Below are 16,491 nucleotides of genomic sequence, written 5' to 3'. Positions count from 1 at the left end.
CGGGTGGTCAGGCACTCGGGTCGGCGCGCGCGCAACCCGTGCCCGGCCATGTCGACCGCCAGCGTCGGGCGGCCATCCGGTACGAGGTGGGCGACGACCTCGTTCCAGCACCAGGCGCCGTGCCAGGAGCCGGGTAGGAGAAGGATGGGCACGCGCCCAGGATCGCGGGTCACAGCAGCTTGTCCAGGGTGAAGGGGACCTCGCGCAGGCGGCGGCCGGTGGCGTGAAAGATGGCGTTGCCGATCGCGGCCGGTACCCCGGTCATGGGGGTCTCGCCGAAGCCCTTGGCGCCGATCGCCGTGCTGCCCGGGTCCTGCTGGTCGACGAAGAGCACGTCCACCCGCGGTGGCGCGTCGGCGTTGACCGGCACCAGGTAGGTGGACAGGTTCGGATTGACCACCCGCCCGGTCGCGCGATCGACCGCCGTGTGCTCCATCAGGGCGAGCCCGACGCCCCAGGTCACCCCGCCGAGGACCTGTCCGCGCAGCGTCCGCCGGTTCAGCACGCGACCGGGGTCGTACGCGCCGACGACGCGGGTCACCCGCACCCGGCCGTACCGAGCGTGCACCCGCACCTCGACGAAGACCGCACCGTAGGTGTGCCCCGGCGCGTTCTCGACGGCGGCCTCCGCCACGACCGGCCGGCCGTGGCGGCCGACGACAGCGCGGTAGGTGTCGGATCGCGACCGCCTGCGGGAGTCGAACAACCGGCCCTGCTCGACGACGACCCGGTCGACCGGGACGCCGTACAGCGGCGAGCGGCGGTCGGCGACCGCCAGCCGGACCACGGCGTCGCGGACGTCACGGGCGGCCTTGTCCACCGACGGGACGACGCTCGGCACCGTCGACGAGGCGACCGACAGTCCCGCCTCCGGCAGTGCGGTGTCACCGATGGCTGTGGTGACCTGCTCCAGCGGCACGCCCGCCGCGTCCGCCGCCACTTGGGACAGCACCGTGTACGTGCCGGTGCCGATGTCCTGGGTGGCCACGCTCACCCGTATCCGGCCGTCCGTCAGCACGCTCGCGCTGGCACTCGCCGGGAAGTTGCCGAAGGTGTGCGTCTCGGTGGCCATGCCCCAGCCGACGTACTCGTCGCCGTCCCGGCGGACACCAGGGCGGCTGTCGCGCCGCCGCCAGCCGAACGCCTCGGCGGCCAACCGGTAGCACTCGGCGAGGTGCCGGCCGGTGTAGGGCTCGCGGGTGCGCTGGTCGACGTGGACGTCGTTGCGCAGGCGCAGGTCGACCGGGTCGATCCCGAGGCTGTGGCTCAGCTCGTCCAGCGCCGTCTCCAGCCCGAACTGTGCCGTGAGCTCCGGTGACCGCATGAAGCTGGAGGTCGGCATGTCCAGCCGGACGCCGAGCTGCCGCACGTGCACGTTCGGGCAGGCGTAGAGGGTGTGTGTGGCGACGCTCGGGTTGAATACGGACTCGTCGGTGCGGGTGAGCTGGGCGGTGGTGGTGTGCTCGATCGCGGTCAGCCGCCCGTCTCTGTCGGCGCCGATGCGCAGCCGCTGGCGAAACTCGGACCGGTGCCCGGCCGAGGTGTACATCTGCGCCCGGGTCAGCACTGTCCGCACTGGACGGCCCAGGTCACGGGAGACCGCGGCGGTGAGCAACGTGTGCGGCCAGACCAGCCCTTTGGCGCCGAACCCGCCGCCAAGATAGGGCGAGATCACCCGTACGTCGTCCTCCGGCACGCGGCAGGCGGCGGCCACCATGGCCCGGGTGGCGTTGACGCCCTGCGCGGTCTCGTACACCGTCACCCGGTTTCCCTCCCACACCGAGGTTGTGGCGTGCGGCTCGATCGGGTTGTGGTGGTGGACCGGGGACCGGTACTCGGCGTCGAGCAGGACGGCCGCGCCGGCGAACGCCCGCTCGACGTCGCCGCGGATCACCTCGTTCGCCTCCCCGTGGAACGGCAGCGGAACGAAGGGGTCCTCGGTGGCATCGGCGAGCGCGACGGCCGGCGTTTCCGTCCGGTACTCGACGTGTACGCGGGTGGCGGCGTCACGGGCCTGTTCGAAGGTGTGCGCGACGACGAGTGCCACCGGCTGCCCGTTGTGGTGGATCCACGCCTGTTGCATCGGCAGGAAGCCCTTGACGAAGAAGCCCTCGGGCACTGTGAGCGGCGGCATGTTTTCGTGGGTGTAGACGGCGACCACCCCGGGGCTGCGCCGTGCCTCGTCCGTGTCGATGCGCGCCACGTCACCGCGGGCGATCGTGCTCAGCACCAGAAATCCGTGCAACAGGCCCTCTACGGGTTGGTCCGCCGCGTACCGCGCGGTGCCGGTGACCTTCGCCCGGCCGTCGACCCGGGCGACGTCCCGTCCGACCAGGTTCCTGCTCATCGAACGCCTCCCAGCTCGCTGAGCACGCCGGCCAGGGCACGCTGCACCAGCTCCACCTTGAACCCGTTGCTCGCCCGCGGGACCGCGTCACGCACCAGAACGCGACCCGCCTCCCGCATCCGTTCGTCCGTCAGGCGGTGCCCGACCAGGGTCGCCTCCACCTGCGCCGAGCGCCACGGTGTGGTGCCCACGCCACCGAAGGCCAGCCGGACTCCCCGCACCCGCCCACCGCGGACGCGCAGCACGGCGGCGACGGATACGACGGCGAACTCGAACGTGGCGCGGTCGCGGAGCTTGAGGTATCGCGACAACGGCTCCGGAGGGCCGATCGGCAGGCTCACACCGGTGATCAGCTCGCCGTACCGCAGGTCGTTTTCGAGGTGTGGGGTGTCGCCCGGCGGCAGGTAGAAGTCAGCGATCGGTATCCGCCGTGCGCCGCCCGGCCCCAGCACGTGAACCGTCGCGTCCAGCGCGGTCAGGGCCACCGCCAGATCCGACGGATGCGTGGCGATGCAGTGATCGCTCGTACCGAGGATCGCGTGTATCCGGTTCTCACCCTGGATCGCCGGGCAGCCGCTGCCGGGCACGCGCTTGTTGCAGGCGGAGCCGGTATCGCGAAAGTAGCCGCACCGCGTGCGCTGCAGCAGGTTGCCGCCGATCGAGGCCATGTTGCGCACCTGAGGCGACGCCGACGCCAGCAATGCCTGCGACACCACGGGAAAGCGCTGGAGCACGCGCGGGTCTTCGGCCACCTGGCGCATCCGGGCGAGCCCGCCGATATGCAGGCCGTCACCGTCCACTGTGACGTCGGCGAGCCTCAACCGGTTGATGTCCACCAGGTCCCGGTGACTCTCGGCGCCGTCCCGCATCAGGTTCAACAGGTCGGTACCGCCCGCGATGTACGCCGCATCCGGCTGTGCGGCGAGGCGCACAGCGGCCGCCGGGTCCGTGGCCGTCACGTAACCGAACGGTCTCATGCGCCCATCTCCCTGCTCGCGTCGCGGACGGCGGCGACGATGTTCTGGTACGCCGCGCAGCGGCAGAGGTTGCCGCTCATCCACTCCCGCACCTCGTCGTCGGAGCGGGCGTGGCCTTCGCGGATGCACGCCACCGCGGACATGATCTGGCCGGGAGTACAACCTCCACATTGGAACGCGTCGTGGCGGATGAAGGCCTCCTGGACGGGATGCAGCTCGCCGTCTCGGGCCAGGCCTTCGACCGTGGTGATCTCGCTGCCCTGGCGCATGACCGCGAGGGTGAGACAGGACTTGATCCGCTCACCGTCCGCGAGCACGGTGCACGCACCGCACTCGCCGCGGTCACAGCCTTTCTTGGTACCGGTCAGCCCCATCCGCTCGCGCAACGCGTCCAGCAACGTGACGCGCGGCTCGACGAGCACCCGCCGCGGCACACCGTTTACCGACAGGGCGATCTGGACCGTCGCTCCTGCTGGTATCGCACCCAGGGACACTTCGGTCGGCGGGCCTGCGGGAGTCTGCATCGCCGCCGGCCCCGCGGCCACGACGGACCCTGCCGCCCCGGCCGCCTTCAGAACCGTCCGGCGCCGCACCGGCACGGCATCCTGCTCAGACACGCTTGCCTCCCTCGGAGGTGTGTTAGCGGTGCTACCACCATACGAGGTAGACGTGATTCCGGTCAAGGTGCTACCGAGAGTTTGTTAGCAGCTTGACCGAAGCGTCACTACTGGCTAGCTTGGTATCAGCGCTAACACACAAGGGTCCGGGAGGCAGATCGTGTTACGTCGACCGTTTCGGCGCGCCGCGACAGGCGCCTACGTGATCGCCGTTCTTGCCCTTCCAGCCTGCGCGGACGACTCCCCCACGACGCTCGGCGAGCCCGTGGAGATCGTCAACGGCCTCAACGCGCCGTGGGGCCTGACCTTCCTGCCGGATGGATCGGCCCTGGTGTCACAGCGGATCACCGGCGACATCGTGCGAGTTCCGTCCGGTGGTGGCACGCCACAGAGAGTCGGCTCTGTGCCCGGTGCGGTGCCCAGCTCCGAAGGCGGGCTGCTCGGCATCGTCGCCTCACCCCACTTCGCCACCGACCGCACGGTGTACGCCTCGGTGTCCGGAGCGCGGGAAAACGCCATAGTCGCCCTGCGCGTCGCCGACGATTTCCGATCGCTGCGGCAGGAGCGGGTGCTGCTCGACGGCATCCAGACCGCCGACCGCCACCACGGCGGGCGCATCGTGATCGGCCCGGACGGCAACCTGTGGATCGGGACCGGCGACGCGTTCGAGCCGCGGAACGCCGCCGACGACGCGACGCTCAACGGAAAGATCCTGCGGATCCGCCCGGACGGCTCCATCCCGCCGGACAACCCTTCGCCAGACTCGCCGATCTACTCCTCCGGCCATCGCAACGTCCAGGGGATCGCCTTCGGGCCCGACGGGACGGCGTACGCCACCGAGCTGGGCCACCGCACTTGGGACGAGGTCAACGTGCTGGGGCCGGGCCGGGACTACGGCTGGCCGCAGACCGAGGGCGTGCAGGGCAGCACGGGAGTGCCGCCGATCTTCACCGTGCACCCCGACGACGCCTCACCCTCGGGTGTCGCCTACGCCGCCGGCTCCCTCTGGATCGGCGCGCTCGGCGGTCAACGTCTCTGGCAGCTGCCGGTCGCGGGCGACGCCGCGAACGGGGACGCCACCCCCACTTCGAGGACGACTACGGGCGCATCCGGACCGTCGAAGTCGCACCCGACGGCGCGTTGTGGCTGGTCACCTCCAACACCGACGGCGCCACCTGGGGCGGCACCGACGCGCGTCCCGGCGACGACCGCATACTGCGCGTCGAGATCCAACCAGGCTGAGCGGATGTACATTACGGCCATGTCCGCCAAGGCCCCCCGCGACCGCATCATCGAGGCTACGGCCACGCTCCTCGCCGAGGGCGGACGCGACGCCGTCTCCACCCGCACCGTCTGCACGGCGGCCGGCGTGCAGGCACCAGCCATCTACCGGCTGTTCGGTGACATGCAGGGCGTGCTCGACGCCGCCGGCAGCTTTGGCCTCGCCAGCTACCTCGCCGACAAGGCCGCGCTGGAGGAGACCGACGACCCCGTCGAGGACCTGCGCGCCGGGTGGGACCTCCACGTGGAGTTCGGCCTCACCCAGCCAGCCCTCTACACGCTCATCTTCGGCGACGTGCGCCCCGGCCACGAGCCACCGGCCGCCGCGCAGGCCAGCGCGATCCTCGCTCACCGGATCCACCGCATCGCCCAGGCCGGCCGGCTGCGCGTCACCGAAGAACGTGCCGCTCAGCTCGTCCACTCCACCGGCAAAGGCGTCACCCTCACGCTCATCGCCACACCGCCCGAGGCGCGCGACCTCAGTCTGTCCACAATGGCCCGAGAGTCGATTCTCGCCACCATCACCACCGACCCCGCGGCCGCCACGTCCACCGGTCTGCTCAACGCCGCGGTGTCACTACAAGCCCACCTCGACGAGGCCACCGCCCTCACCGACCGCGAACGCGACCTGCTCGACGAATGGCTACGCCGCATCGGCAAGGACTCATGACGGCAGGCCAGGACCGCTCGTACGTGCCGGCAGCGGCGCGGCCGCCGCGGGTGCGGTGGGGACGGCACGGCGGAACATGCCGCGCAGCACCCGCAGTGCGGTGCCCGGAGCCAGCAGCCTGGTCGGTGGGTCGACGAGGTTGAGGACGCGCAGGAAAGCCGCGCCGAGCACCGGGTCGGCGGTCGCGCCCAGGTGCACGCGGTGGACGTAGGCGTTGACGAACCGGACCCTCGGCCCGCGACGACCCTCGACCTCGGCGAACCGCAGGTCCGTGCCGACCGCGATCGACCAAGGGGCGTCGATGAGGCGGGAGGCGCCGCGGAAAAAGCGCCGTGCCAGGTCGTGGGTGCCCGTGGTGACCAGCCGTCGCAGCAGGAGGGCCTCCAGCGCCGCGACCGTGATGCCCTGGCCGTAGATCGGGTTGAAGCTGCACAGCCCGTCGGCCACCACCAGGTAGCCGTCAGGGAAACGGCGCAGCCGCTCGTACCGCCGGCGCACGCTCGTCGGGAAGCGCATCGCCACCGCGTCCGAGGTCGGTTCGGCGGTACGGATGATCTCGGCCATCTCGGGCAGCGGCAGCGTACCGGCGAAGTCGGCCATCCCCGCGTCGTCAGTGGGTGGTTCCTCGCCGAGCATGCCGCTGAGGGCGATCGCGAACCGGTCGCCCTCCATCGCCGCCACGATGCCGGCCCGGGGCGAACCCGGCACGGCGTTGGTGATCGCACCGGCCAGGTCTCCGATGAGTCCGGGGTGGCGCCGGTACGTCCGGGTCACATAGGTGACGCCGACCCGCACCCGCTCCTCGGCGGGCCGGTCGTAGCCCAGCTCGCCCAGCCACACCGGCGTACGGCAGGCCCGGCCGCCCGCGTCCACGACCAGGTCGGCCTCGACGATGCCGGCGGAGGTGCGCACGCCGGTGACGCGACGCCGGTCCGAGTCGGTCACGAGCCCCACCACCTCGGTCCCCGACCGGACCTCGACGCCGGGCAGCGCCGCCACCCTCGCCCGCACCGCGTGCTCCAGCAGCGGCCGGCTGAGCCCGAGCGCCAGCAGCGACGACGGTGCCCGGCGCATCAGGTAACCGTCGTTGTGCCAGTTGACCTCGCTGTGCAGGTCGACAAGGGGCGCGCCGGCGAGTCGCAGTTCGTCGGTCAGGCCGGCAAACAGCTCCTCCAGCGCCTCGCGCCCCCGGGAGAGCAGGACGTGCAGCTGCCGGCCCTGAGGCACGCCCCGCCGGGCCGCCGCCGAGTCCGGCAGCGCGTCGCGGTCGACGATCACGACCTTTCCGTACGCCTCATGAAGCGCGCGGGCCGCCAACAGCCCGCCCATGCTCGCGCCGATGACCACCGCCGCACCCGAGGATGACATACATCAGATGCTATGTCCGCCGGGAACGGCCACCCTCTCCGAGCTTGCTGAACCACGCCCGCACCCCGACGCGCGACGCTGCTTGACGTCCCGGCCAAGGTCAAGGCGCGGCCTGGTGCGGTGGGCGGGCTGGGCCGCCGTGCCAGCGGAGCAGGCCCTCCTGGGCCACCGTGGCGACCAGGTCGCCGTCCGTCGTGTACAGGCGTCCGGTCGCCAGGCCACGACCGCCCGCCGCCCACGGGCTGCGGCAGTCGTACAGCAGCCATTCGTCCGCGCGGCAGGGGCGGTGAAACCACACCGTGTGGTCGATGCTGACGCCGGCGTCAGCTGGTCCCCACTCCTGCTCGTGCCCGGCCACCATCGAATTGATCAACAGTGGCAGGTCCGAGATGAATGTGAGCGCGCTGGCGTGTACCAGCGGGTCGTCGGGCAGCTTGCCGGCCACCCTCACCCATGCCTGGCGCGGCATGCCGGCCACTTGCTCCGCCGCCTCCTGCGCCCACGGCGGGGGTCCGATGTACCTGGCGTCGAACGCGAACAGCATGTGCTCCACGGCGGCCAGCCGGCGTGGCTCGCCCGCGAGCAGCTCGGCCAGTGTCGGTACCTCGTCCGGTGCGGGCACCTTCGGCGGCGGCTGCTCGTGCTCCAGCCCGGTGTCCGGGTCGTGGAACGAGGCGCTCAGGAAGAAGATCGGTGTACCGCGCTGGATCGCGACCACGCGCCGGGCGGACATGGAGCGGCCGTCGCGAAGGGTCTCGACCGCGTAGGTTATCGGTCTGCGGCTGTCGCCCGGGCGGGTGAAGTACGCGTGCAGCGAGTGCACCGGCCGACCGGGCCTGACAGTGCGGCCGGCCGCGGCCAGCGCCTGCGCGGCGATGAGCCCACCGTACCGGCGTGTGGGCCCACGCGCCGCACCGCGTCCGGCGAAGACGCCGGCGACGGGTACCAGCGGATCCATTGTGGTGGGTTCGCCATCGGGTGCGAGCGGTGCCAGGTCGAGCAGCTCGACCAGCTCGTCGACGGCCGATTCGCCGTTCATGCCGCGAGGTACTTGTCGACTTCGTCGGCGGCGGCCAGCGTGCCGTGAGGTTCGGCGCGCATCCGCTCGCCGAGCTCCGCCGCGCGCCGCCGCACCGGCTCCTCCGTCAGGCGGGACATGCCGGACCGCAACCTCTCCTCGGTCAGGTCGGTAAACCGTATGTGCACGCCGGCACCGAGCCGTTCCAGCTGACGGCCCCAGAACGGCTGGTCGGTGAAGGATGAGCAAACCATCGTCGGCAGGCCCGCGCGCACACCGGCGGCGGTGATCGTGGCGCTGCCGTGGTGCACCACCATGGCACAGCGTGGCAGCACGACGTCATAGTCCACATAGGGCACGACACGCAGCTCGGGTGTCGTGGACGGCTTGATGCCGGACAGGCCCCAGCCGGTGACCACGAGGCCGCGCAGGCCCAGCGACCGGCAGACCCGCCCGATGGCCGCCATCATCGCGGCCGGGTCCGGCACCAGGGTGCTGCCGAACGTTATCAGCGCTGGCGGCTCACCCGCGTCCAGCCACCGCGCGAGCTCGGGGTCGAGTGTGGACATGCCGGCGCGGTGCAGGTCGGCAGGGGTCAGCCGCAGGTCGCCGACGATCGGCCGGTAGGCGTCCCAGGTCAGGCCCGGAACCAGCGTGGGGCTGTAGCCCTGCAGCTCCAGTGGGCGCCGGCCCAGCCGCGTCGGGCGCGGCGGCATCGGCGGAAGCCCGAGGCGCCGGCGAAACCGGAACACCTGGTCGCGCCGGTACCGCCAGTCCCGCCGGGTGAAGTTCACAAAGGTCGCCCGGGTCGCGGCGGCATCCGGCAGAGGATCGGGGGTCATCAGCGGATGCGGCACCACGTCGTTCGGACGGGCCGGCGCGAGGTCGTACGCGACGAGGGGGACGTCCCGCGCCTCCGCCACCGCCGCGGCCCACTGCTCGCTGACCACGGCGCACACGACGGCCTCGCAGCCGGCGCTGATCTCGATCGCCTCGTCGTCGAACCGTTCGCCGTACTCCCGATAGATCTCGTGCGTGCGCCGGAGGAAGGAGTCGATGTCGGTCATGGTGACCCACTCCCGGCCGCGCTCGGACTCCAGTACCTTCTGCTGGTCCCACCCGACCGGCACCACGTCGAGCCCCAGCCGCCGGGGCATGTCCACCAGGTTGGGCGACACGCCGATGCGCACCTCGTGGCCGCGGCGGGCCAGCTCGGCGGCGAGCGCCATCAGCGGGTAAACATCACCGCGGGTGCCGAGCGCCAGGACGGTGATGCGCATCCTTGTTCCTCCTGCTTCATGCCGCGAGGTACTTGTCGACTTCGTCGGCGGCCGCCAGCGTGCCGTGAGGTTCCGCGCGCACTTGTTCGCCGAGCTCCGCCGCACGCCGCCGCACCGGATCCGCCATCAGGCGTGACAATCCCGACCGCAGATGCTCCTCGGTCAGGTCGATGAAACGCATGTGCACGCCGGCACCGAGCCGCTCCAGCTGGCGGCCCCAGAACGGCTGGTCGCAGAAGGATGAGCAAACCATCGTCGGCAGGCCCGCGCGCACACCCGCCGCCGTGATGGTGGCGCTGCCGTGGTGCACCACCATCGCGCAGCGTGGCAGCACGACGTCATAGTCCACATAGGACTCGACACGCAGCTCCGGCGTCGCGGACCGCTCCACGCCGGACAGGCCCCAGCCGGTGACCACCAGGCCACGCAGGCCCAGCGACCGGCAGGCCCGACCGATGCCCGCAAGCATCCCGGCCGGATCCGGCATCGGTGTGCTGCCGAACGTTAACAACACCGGTGGCTCGCCCGCGTCCAGCCACTCCACCAGGCCGGGGTCCAGTGTGGACACCCCGACGCGGTGCAGGTCGGCCTCGGTCAACCGCAGGTCGCCGACGATCGGCCGATAGGAGTCCCAGGTCAGGCCCGGAACCAGTGTGGGGCTGTAGCCCTGCAGCTCCAGGGGCCGCCGCTTCAGCAGCGTCGAGCGCGGCGGCATGGGCGGAAGCCCGAGGCGGCGACGGAACCGGAACACCTGGTCGCGCCGGTGCCGCCAGTCCCGCCGCGCGAAGTTCAGATAGGTCGCCCGGTTGGCGGCGGCGGTCGGCAGCGGGTCGGGGGTCATCAGCGGATGTGGCACCACATCGTTCGGCCGGTTCGGCGCGACGTCGTGCGCGATGAGCGGGACGTCAAGCGCCTCCACCAGAGCCGTTGCCCACCACTCGCTCATGGCGGCGCAGATGACCGCCTCGCAGCCGGCGCTGATGTCGATCGCCTCGGCGTCGAACCCCTCGCCGTACTCCCGGTAGATCTCGTGCGTGCGCCGGACGAAGGAGTCGACGTCCGTCATGGTGACCCACTCCCGGCCGCGCTCTGACTCCATTGCCTGCTGCTGGTTCCACCCGGCCGGCACCACGTCGAGCCCGAGCCGCCGGGGAACATCCACAAGGTTGGGTGACACGCCGACGCGCATCTGGTGGCCGCGGCGGGCCAACTCGGCGGCGAGCGCCGTCAGCGGATAGACATCACCGCGGGTACCGAGCGCCAGGACTGCGATGCGCATCCTCTTCCCCCTCCTTCATGCCGCCCACGGGACGTCATGCGTACGATGTGTCGGTGGAGAGCGCGATGTGCTTCTGCTCTTCCAGCTCCGCCAGGCGCGCCGTCAGCCCGTGCCGGATCAGCCGGTACGCGTCGCTGCCGAGCGCGAGCCGCAGCGGAGCGGTCGGACGCGTGGCGGCGTCGACGATCGCGCCGGCCATCTTCGCCAAGTCGCCGCGACACGACACGCGACCGTCCTCGACCCGGTCACGAAGAGCCGCGACCGGGGTGCCCGCGTAGGCCGGCAACGCGGCGGTCACCTCCTTGCCGCGGTCGAAGAAGCTTGTGCGCACCGAGCCGGGCTCGACGATCGTCACGCCTATCCCGAAGCTCTTCACCTCGGCGGCCAGCGACTCGAAAAAGCCCTCCACGCCCCGCTTGGTGGCGCAGTAGACCGCCATGCCGGGGGCCGCGCCCTGTCCGGCGATACTCGAAATCTGGATGATCCGCCCGTGGCCCCGCGCCCGCAGGTGCGGCAGCACCGCCTGGGCCAGGTGGATGGGCCCGGTCAGGTTGGTCTGGATCTGCCGCTCGACCTGGTCGCGGGTGGCCTCCTCGGCCGCGCCGAACAACCCGTACCCGGCGTTGCTGACCACCACGTCGATGTGGCCGAGCGCGTCGACGGCGTCGTCGACCACCTGCCGGATCCGCTCCGGGTCGGTGACGTCCAGCTGGGCCGTCCACAACAGACTCGGTGGCGAGGGTCGCAGGTCCGACAGCGCGTCTGGATTCCGCGCGGTGGCCGCCACCGTCTCGCCCCGTGCGAGCAGCTCGGTCACTATCGCCCGGCCGAGACCGGCCGAGCTTCCGGTGACGAGCCAGGTGCGGGCGCCCGCGGTCATTCCCGCGCCCACCCGGGGATGTCCAGCACCTCCAGGACCGCGCAGGACATCGTGGCCGGCGCGCCGCCGAACAGCAGCAGGTGGTCACCGGCCGCGAGCTGACCGGTCACCAGCAGGTGGTTGATGGACAGCAGCTGGTCGCTCGCGCCGGTGTGCCCGACGCCGCGGCCGAACTGCCAGGTGGTGCGCTCCATCGTGATGCCCAGCGGCTCCAGCAGGTCGTGCTGCACCATGTAGGCCGCGGAGTTTCCGCAGACGACCCGGGTCATGTCGACAAGCTTCCGGTCCGCCTCGTCCAGCGTCCGTTCGATCAGATCCAGCCGAACCCGGGTCCTCAGCTCGGCGGCGTCGGTCAGCGACATCACGTTGTCCCGGAAGTACTCCGCGCGCTCGCGCATGTCGATTTTCCGGCCCTGCGGCACGGTGGGCGGGTAGAGCGGCTCGCCGCCGCGGTACAGCGGCTCGACCTCGGGCACCACCGCGCTGCCCACGGCCCGCAGCCGGGCGAAGCCGTCGCCGCGGTCCAGCAGCAGCGCACTGCCGGCGTCGCCCAGGATGAACCCGGGCGCCGAGTTCCACCGGTCCATCAGCGGCGAGCCGAGGTTTTCCGCCGTGGTCACCAGCACCGTCCGGTCGTCCGCCGCCGCGGACATGCGGCCGGCCGCGATCTCCAGCGCCGCGAACACGCCGTTGCAGCCCAGCCGGATCTCGAACGCCGGTGCCGACGTGCCGGCGACCTCCCGCTGGATGTACGGGCCGGGCAGCCACATCTCGGGCCCCTGGAAGAAGACGGACGCGTGCAGCACCATGCCGATCCGGGCCGGATCGGCGGCGGCACGGGACAGCGCCTGGCGGGCCGCGCGCACGGCCATCTCCGGGGGCGAGATGTCGCCGGCGACGCCGGCACCGGTCAGCCTGTTCTCCAGGTACGCGGCCGGGCTGTACTCGCCGCGCCGGGCGGCCTGCCCGGCGTCCTGCACCGGAGGCTGAAAGACACCCAGGCCGGAGATGTAGACGTCGTTGACTTTCAAACGCATCTCCCAAATCGGCCGGCCATAGCGCGATAACTGTCTTTCGGACAGACTCTAATGGCCCTGATGGATGGACTTGGTACAGGTGGCCTCGACCCTGGACTGAGGACCGCTTGAATCTTGCCACCGTTTCGGCTGCAGCATGCGTTGAGACCGTAATGCCCGACGTTGACCGGTACAGCAACCCGCTGATAGCTTCGAAGCACGCATTTTGGAATGTGTTATCGGCATGAGCAATAGTCCTGGGGGCCGTCGGTGGCAGAATTCGACTTTATCGACTGACTCCACCCTGTCCAGTGACGTCGCGGTCGATCTGGGCTGGGCCGACATTCGCTGATTGGCCGGCTGCGCACGTCATAAGCCGGCTCCGCGGCGGAACGCTGGAGTCGGTGGCTGGCCATTTACCAGGGATGCCGGGACGTCCACTCCGGACGCCGGCTTGCTACCCCGCACCTCCGCCCGAAAGGAAAGGTAGCTGAACCATGTCAGCCGACGACGTCATGGCGTTCACCATCCAAGCATTGCGTGAAATGAACTTCTACACCGAAGAGACAGGTCCGGAGACAATGCTCGGACCGTCCGGTGCGGACCTTGACTCACTCGCGGTGTCCGAGCTGGCGCTTCGCATCGAAGAGCAGTACGGCGTGACGTTCGACGACGATGACGTCGAGACCTTGGCCATCATGACGCTCGGCGAGTTCGCCGCGGAGGTCGCCAAACGAGCGGAGTCGGTCGCGCAGGCCGGCGGGGCGCCCAGGTGACCACGGGTGAGGCGCCCGGCCCCCCGACCGGGGACGGGCACGCGCAGCTGTACCGGACCATCCGGCTGATCCGCCGCTTCGAGGAGCGCGCGATCGAGCTCGTGCAGTCCGGCGACATCCCCGGCATCCATCCGTGCATCGGCCAGGAGGCGGCCGCCGCCGGCGTGTGCGCGGCCCTGCGGCCGGACGACGTCGTGCTGTCCAACCACCGCGGGCACGGGCACCTGCTGGCCAAGGGTTGCGACCCGGGCCGGCTGATGGCCGAGATCCTCGGGCGGGTCACCGGCGTCGGGCGCGGAGGCGGGGGCTCGCTGCACCCGGCCGACCTCGACAGCGGCGTGTACGGCGCCACCGCCACCGTCGGCCACGGTGCCGCCATCGCCACCGGGGTCGGCTGGGCGCTGGCGCAGGAGGGCGGCGACAGGGTGGCCGTCGCCTTTTTCGGTGACGGCGCGGTCAACCAGGGCGCGCTGCTCGAGTCGTTCAACCTCGCGGCGCTGTGGCGGGTGCCGGTGTTGTTGGTGTGTGAAAACAACCTGTACGCGACCACGCTCGCCGCGCACGTCGGCAACGCCGGCTCTGTCGTCGGAAGGGCGGAGGCCTTCGGCATCCCGGCGTCCACTGTAGACGGGCAGGACCCGGTCGTGGTCCGGGACGCGGCACGGCAGGCAGTAGACAGGGCGCGGGCCGGCGGCGGACCGAGCGTGCTGGAGCTGCTGACGTACCGGTACCAGGGCCACCACACCTTCGAGCTGAAGACCCACCTGCTCTACCGGGACAAGGCGGAAGTGGCGCGTTGGCAGGAGCGCGACCCGCTGCGCATCCAGGCAGAGCGGCTGGGTGCGCAGGAGCGGGAGCTGATCGACGCGGAGATCGAGGCGACGCTCGAGGAGGCGGTCCGGTCAGCGCTGGAAAGCCCGGAGCCAGATCCCGCCGACCCGCTGCGCTACCTGTACGCCGACGGACTGCGTACCCGTGGAGGAGTTTCCTATGCCTAAGCTTCACTACCTCAAGGCAATGAACCTCGCGCTCCGCGATGAGATGACCCGCGACCCGGCGGTCTTCCTGATGGGCGAGGACATCAACCTCGCACTGACCAATGTGGCCACCGGCCTGCTGCACAAGTTCGGGCCGAACCGCGTGCTCGAGACGCCCCTGTCCGAGCAGGGCTTCACCAACTTCGCCACCGGCGCGGCCCTGACCGGGCGCCGGCCGGTGGTGGAGTACCAGATCCCCTTCCTGCTGATGCTCGTGCTCGAACAGATCGTCAACCAGGCCAGCAGGTTCTCACTCATGAGCGGCGGCCAGTTCCGGGTACCGGTGACCTACCTGCTGCCGGCTTCGGGCTGGAAGCCGGGCTGGGGTGCCCAGCACTCCGACCAGCCGTACCCACTGTTTGTCCACATGGGAGTGAAGGTCGTCCTGCCGGCCACGCCGAGGGACGCGTACGGGCTGCTCACCAGCGCCATCAGGGACGACGATCCGGTGGTGGTGTTCGCACCGGCCGCGGCGCACGGCGTACAGGAGACCGTCGCGTTCGCGGACCTGGTGCCGATACCGCTCGGCGTGGGCCGGGTGCACCGCGCGGGCGACGACGTGACAGTGGTCGCGATGGGCCACCTCGTCCATGACGCGCTGGCGGTGGCCGAAGACCTGGCCGACGAGGTGTCCGTGGAGGTGTTCGACCCCCGCACGCTGCATCCGTTCGACTGGGCGGGCCTGGCCGCCTCGGTGGAGCGCACCGGGCGGCTTGTGGTGCTGGACGACGCCAACCGGGCCTGCGGGATGGCGGGCGAGATCATCGCCACCGCGTCCGAGGAGATGCGGCTTGTCGCACCGCCGAGGCGGATCACCCGCCCGGACGGAGCGGTGCTCGGCAGCGTGCCCGCGCTGGACCTGGCCATGCAGCCCAACCGTGAGCAGCTGGCCGCCGCGATCAGGCGCGTCATGAAGGGCGTGTGATCAGGCCGGCACTGCCTCGATCGCATCCTCGGTGACGCTCTTCACGGCGAATCCGTTGTCCGCCAACAGCTTCGTGTACTCCTCCGCGGTGCGGTCGCGCCCCTCCATCAGGACCAGCATCAGCAGGTCGACGATCCGGGTGCGGGGCGCCGCCCAGGCGCCCGCGCTCGCGCTCCGCGGCTGCGCGGTGGTCGGCAGCAGCTCCTCCAGCACCACCAGGCGGGCAGTCGCCGGCATCGCCACGCGGACCCGCTCCAGCACCCGCCCGGCGTTCGCGTCGTTCCAGTTGTGCAGCACGCGGCACAGCAGGTACAGGTCGCCGCTGCCGGGAACCTCGTCGAAGAAGCTGCCCGGCACGATCCGCACCCGGTCGAGCACGCCGGCCTCGGCCAGCCGCTCACGCGCCTGCGCGGCGGCCTCTGGCAGCTCCGCCAGCACCCCCCGCCGGTCCGGGTCGTCCCGCAGCACCTCGGCGAGCAGCCCGCCGTCGCCGCCGCCGACGTCCACAATGGTGTGTGCGCCGCCGAGCAGGTCGGCGGTGAGGGCCCGCGACACCGGTGCGGTGGCCATCGCCGTGTTGAAGGTCGTGGCGAAGTCCGGATTTCGGTCAAGATACTCGTAGAACGGAAGCCCGAAGACGTCGCCGAAGCTGGGCCGGCCGGTGCGCACCGTCTCCAGCAGCCCGTCGAACGACCGGTAGACCTCCTGGCCGTACAGCACCGCGGTGGAGCGGGCCGAGCCGGGCACGTCCGAGCGCAGGTACTCGCCCACCGGGCTCAGCTCGTACCGATCGGTGGTGACCTCGCGCAGGATGCCGGCCTCGGCGAGCGCACCCAGCAGCCGCCGCAGGGCCACCGGGTCGACGTTTGCCGCGGCGGCCAGCTCGACCGCGGTCGTCTCCCCCGCCGCGATCCGGTCCGGCAGGCCCAGGATGGTGAACACCGAACACGCCTGCGCGACCCAGGTCGCACGCAGCATGCCGAGCAACCGCTTCCGGTGGTAGTCGCGGTCACCTGCCAT

The 16,491-nt window shown here is 71.1% G+C and carries 14 protein-coding genes; 4 read left to right on the top strand and 10 right to left on the bottom strand.

Annotated features, from left to right (window positions below; all coding sequences use genetic code 11):
- Window positions 1–169: 169 nt before the first annotated feature.
- From Phou_RS26955 to Phou_RS26945, 3 genes are read right to left on the bottom strand one after another with little or no spacing between them, the layout of a single operon-like run.
- Entirely contained in the window at window positions 170–2,347 is a 2,178-nt protein-coding gene (locus Phou_RS26955; protein ID WP_173060522.1) for a xanthine dehydrogenase family protein molybdopterin-binding subunit, read from the bottom strand.
- On the bottom strand, window positions 2,344–3,324 hold the full coding sequence (locus Phou_RS26950; RefSeq protein WP_173060519.1) for an FAD binding domain-containing protein: 981 nt from the start codon (window positions 3,322–3,324) through the stop codon (window positions 2,344–2,346). The genes Phou_RS26955 and Phou_RS26950 overlap by 4 nt, the downstream gene beginning before the upstream one ends.
- Window positions 3,321–3,848 carry a (2Fe-2S)-binding protein gene (locus Phou_RS26945; protein ID WP_173064567.1) on the bottom strand — a complete coding sequence of 176 codons (528 nt, stop codon included), beginning with the start codon at window positions 3,846–3,848 and terminating at the stop codon, window positions 3,321–3,323. Before Phou_RS26945 ends, Phou_RS26950 begins: the two co-directional genes overlap by 4 nt.
- A 295-nt stretch (window positions 3,849–4,143) precedes the next feature.
- On the opposite strand from Phou_RS26945, the gene Phou_RS51300 reads away from it, so the two are divergent.
- A complete protein-coding gene (locus tag Phou_RS51300; protein WP_218579214.1) occupies window positions 4,144–5,892 on the top strand; it encodes a PQQ-dependent sugar dehydrogenase in 1,749 nt (582 codons plus the stop codon).
- Here Phou_RS51300 and Phou_RS26930 read toward each other — a convergent pair.
- The 6 genes from Phou_RS26930 to Phou_RS26905 all read right to left on the bottom strand — a co-directional run bounded on the left by Phou_RS26930 (window position 5,887) and on the right by Phou_RS26905 (window position 12,754).
- The gene (locus Phou_RS26930) at window positions 5,887–7,260 is read right to left on the bottom strand and encodes an FAD-dependent monooxygenase family protein (protein WP_173060513.1); all 1,374 of its coding nucleotides are present in this window, start codon (window positions 7,258–7,260) and stop codon (window positions 5,887–5,889) included. The two genes, Phou_RS51300 and Phou_RS26930, sit on opposite strands and share 6 nt — an antisense overlap.
- A 100-nt stretch (window positions 7,261–7,360) precedes the next feature.
- Window positions 7,361–8,299, bottom strand: a complete 939-nt coding sequence (locus Phou_RS26925; RefSeq protein WP_173060510.1) for an acyl-CoA thioesterase — start codon at window positions 8,297–8,299, stop codon at window positions 7,361–7,363.
- Entirely contained in the window at window positions 8,296–9,558 is a 1,263-nt protein-coding gene (locus tag Phou_RS26920; RefSeq protein ID WP_173060507.1) for a glycosyltransferase, read from the bottom strand. Before Phou_RS26920 ends, Phou_RS26925 begins: the two co-directional genes overlap by 4 nt.
- 16 nt (window positions 9,559–9,574) lie before the next feature.
- The gene (locus Phou_RS26915; protein ID WP_173060504.1) at window positions 9,575–10,837 is read right to left on the bottom strand and encodes a glycosyltransferase; all 1,263 of its coding nucleotides are present in this window, start codon (window positions 10,835–10,837) and stop codon (window positions 9,575–9,577) included.
- A 34-nt stretch (window positions 10,838–10,871) separates the two neighbouring features.
- Complete coding sequence (locus Phou_RS26910; protein ID WP_173060501.1) at window positions 10,872–11,717, bottom strand: SDR family oxidoreductase; 846 nt, start codon at window positions 11,715–11,717, stop codon at window positions 10,872–10,874.
- Entirely contained in the window at window positions 11,714–12,754 is a 1,041-nt protein-coding gene (locus Phou_RS26905) for a ketoacyl-ACP synthase III family protein (RefSeq protein WP_173060499.1), read from the bottom strand. The genes Phou_RS26910 and Phou_RS26905 overlap by 4 nt, the downstream gene beginning before the upstream one ends.
- A gap of 476 nt (window positions 12,755–13,230) precedes the next feature.
- On the opposite strand from Phou_RS26905, the gene Phou_RS26900 reads away from it, so the two are divergent.
- Genes Phou_RS26900 through Phou_RS26890 form a run of 3 tightly spaced genes read left to right on the top strand, consistent with a single transcriptional unit; the run spans window position 13,231 to window position 15,471 of the window.
- Window positions 13,231–13,509 (top strand): acyl carrier protein, encoded by a 279-nt coding sequence (locus Phou_RS26900; protein WP_173060496.1) that lies wholly within the window; start codon window positions 13,231–13,233, stop codon window positions 13,507–13,509.
- Window positions 13,506–14,507, top strand: coding sequence for a thiamine pyrophosphate-dependent dehydrogenase E1 component subunit alpha (locus Phou_RS26895; protein WP_173060493.1), 1,002 nt, complete (start codon window positions 13,506–13,508; stop codon window positions 14,505–14,507). Before Phou_RS26900 ends, Phou_RS26895 begins: the two co-directional genes overlap by 4 nt.
- A complete protein-coding gene (locus tag Phou_RS26890) occupies window positions 14,500–15,471 on the top strand; it encodes an alpha-ketoacid dehydrogenase subunit beta (protein WP_173060490.1) in 972 nt (323 codons plus the stop codon). Before Phou_RS26895 ends, Phou_RS26890 begins: the two co-directional genes overlap by 8 nt.
- On the opposite strand, the gene Phou_RS26885 is transcribed toward Phou_RS26890, so the two are convergent.
- Window positions 15,472–16,491, bottom strand: a complete 1,020-nt coding sequence (locus Phou_RS26885; protein ID WP_173060487.1) for a methyltransferase — start codon at window positions 16,489–16,491, stop codon at window positions 15,472–15,474.

The organism is Phytohabitans houttuyneae, assembly GCF_011764425.1.
Taxonomy (GTDB): Bacteria; Actinomycetota; Actinomycetes; order Mycobacteriales; family Micromonosporaceae; genus Phytohabitans; species Phytohabitans houttuyneae.
The sequence above is the reverse complement of the archived record's forward strand: the minus strand, read 5'-3'. Positions and strand labels throughout refer to the sequence as shown.

Coding starts and splice junctions, on each gene's coding strand:
- Phou_RS26925 (WP_173060510.1), bottom strand. CDS start 8,299: ATGAACGGCGAATCGGCCGTCGACGAGCTGGTCGAGCTGCTCGACCTG.
- Phou_RS26955 (WP_173060522.1), bottom strand. CDS start 2,347: ATGAGCAGGAACCTGGTCGGACGGGACGTCGCCCGGGTCGACGGCCGG.
- Phou_RS26930 (WP_173060513.1), bottom strand. CDS start 7,260: ATGTCATCCTCGGGTGCGGCGGTGGTCATCGGCGCGAGCATGGGCGGG.
- Phou_RS26910 (WP_173060501.1), bottom strand. CDS start 11,717: ATGACCGCGGGCGCCCGCACCTGGCTCGTCACCGGAAGCTCGGCCGGT.
- Phou_RS26915 (WP_173060504.1), bottom strand. CDS start 10,837: ATGCGCATCGCAGTCCTGGCGCTCGGTACCCGCGGTGATGTCTATCCG.
- Phou_RS26905 (WP_173060499.1), bottom strand. CDS start 12,754: ATGCGTTTGAAAGTCAACGACGTCTACATCTCCGGCCTGGGTGTCTTT.
- Phou_RS26885 (WP_173060487.1), bottom strand. CDS start 16,491: ATGGCAGGTGACCGCGACTACCACCGGAAGCGGTTGCTCGGCATGCTG.
- Phou_RS26890 (WP_173060490.1), top strand. CDS start 14,500: ATGCCTAAGCTTCACTACCTCAAGGCAATGAACCTCGCGCTCCGCGAT.
- Phou_RS26945 (WP_173064567.1), bottom strand. CDS start 3,848: ATGCAGACTCCCGCAGGCCCGCCGACCGAAGTGTCCCTGGGTGCGATA.
- Phou_RS26920 (WP_173060507.1), bottom strand. CDS start 9,558: ATGCGCATCACCGTCCTGGCGCTCGGCACCCGCGGTGATGTTTACCCG.
- Phou_RS26900 (WP_173060496.1), top strand. CDS start 13,231: ATGTCAGCCGACGACGTCATGGCGTTCACCATCCAAGCATTGCGTGAA.
- Phou_RS26950 (WP_173060519.1), bottom strand. CDS start 3,324: ATGAGACCGTTCGGTTACGTGACGGCCACGGACCCGGCGGCCGCTGTG.